9 tRNA genes and 1 rRNA gene are annotated in these 1,018 nt (G+C 52.3%); all 10 read right to left on the reverse strand.

The annotated features are described in order from the left end of the window. Positions 1–96: 96 nt before the first annotated feature. A tRNA-Ala gene (locus tag EV213_RS20535) sits at positions 97–172 on the reverse strand. A 5-nt stretch (positions 173–177) separates the two neighbouring features. Continuing rightward, positions 178–254, reverse strand: a tRNA-Pro gene (locus tag EV213_RS20540). A 13-nt stretch (positions 255–267) separates the two neighbouring features. Further along, positions 268–344 (reverse strand) — tRNA-Arg (locus EV213_RS20545). An 8-nt stretch (positions 345–352) separates the two neighbouring features. Next, positions 353–441, reverse strand: a tRNA-Leu gene (locus EV213_RS20550). 22 nt (positions 442–463) lie between these two features. Next, positions 464–535, reverse strand: a tRNA-Gly gene (locus EV213_RS20555). Positions 536–560: 25 nt separating this feature from the next. After that, positions 561–646: transfer RNA gene (locus EV213_RS20560), tRNA-Leu, on the reverse strand. Between the two features lie 11 nt (positions 647–657). Beyond that, positions 658–730 (reverse strand) — tRNA-Lys (locus EV213_RS20565). 3 nt (positions 731–733) lie between these two features. Beyond that, positions 734–809: transfer RNA gene (locus EV213_RS20570), tRNA-Thr, on the reverse strand. A gap of 6 nt (positions 810–815) precedes the next feature. Next, positions 816–891: transfer RNA gene (locus EV213_RS20575), tRNA-Val, on the reverse strand. Positions 892–924: 33 nt separating this feature from the next. After that, positions 925–1,018, reverse strand: a 5S ribosomal RNA gene (gene rrf, locus EV213_RS20580); the annotation flags it as partial.

Consider the following 1,018-nt stretch of genomic DNA (forward strand, 5'->3'; position numbering starts at 1 on the left):
GTTGATTTAAGTAAAATCAACGGGATTTATTTTACATGTCTTTCAACATGGCACGTTTTTTGCATTTGACTTCTGTTCAGTTTTCAAAGGACAATTTGGTGGAGCCTAGCGGGATCGAACCGCTGACCTCCTGCGTGCAAGGCAGGCGCTCTCCCAGCTGAGCTAAGGCCCCAAAAATGGTCGGGAAGACAGGATTCGAACCTGCGACCCCCTGGTCCCAAACCAGGTGCTCTACCAAGCTGAGCCACTTCCCGAAGTAAAACAATATGGCGCGCCCGAGAGGAGTCGAACCCCTAACCTTTTGATCCGTAGTCAAACGCTCTATCCAATTGAGCTACGGGCGCATATTTTTTGGTGCCGAGGGCCGGATTCGAACCGGCACGGTGGTAACCCACCGCAGGATTTTAAGTCCTGTGCGTCTGCCAGTTCCGCCACCCCGGCGCTTCATTTAAGAAGTAAGTAGAGCGGAAGACGGGATTCGAACCCGCGACCCCCACCTTGGCAAGGTGATGTTCTACCACTGAACTACTTCCGCAGACATTCAATTAATTGTGAATAAATGGTGCGGGTGAAGGGAGTCGAACCCCCACGTCACAAGGACACTAGATCCTAAGTCTAGCGCGTCTGCCAGTTCCGCCACACCCGCGTGTGTAAAAATGAGCCATGGAGGATTCGAACCTCCGACCCTCTGATTAAAAGTCAGATGCTCTACCGACTGAGCTAATGGCTCTTATGGTGCCGGCCAGAGGACTTGAACCCCCAACCTACTGATTACAAGTCAGTTGCTCTACCAATTGAGCTAGACCGGCAAAGCATGGTGGAGGATGACGGGATCGAACCGCCGACCCCCTGCTTGTAAGGCAGGTGCTCTCCCAGCTGAGCTAATCCTCCAAAAACTATTGAGTTACAATCATTTATGTAACTGCCCGGCAGCGTCCTACTCTCACAGGGAAACCCAACTACCATCGGCGCTGAAGAGCTTAACTTCCGTGTTCGGCATGGGAACGGGTGTGACCTC

The organism is Aureibacillus halotolerans (genome assembly GCF_004363045.1).
Classification (GTDB): Bacteria; Bacillota; Bacilli; order Bacillales; family DSM-28697; genus Aureibacillus; species Aureibacillus halotolerans.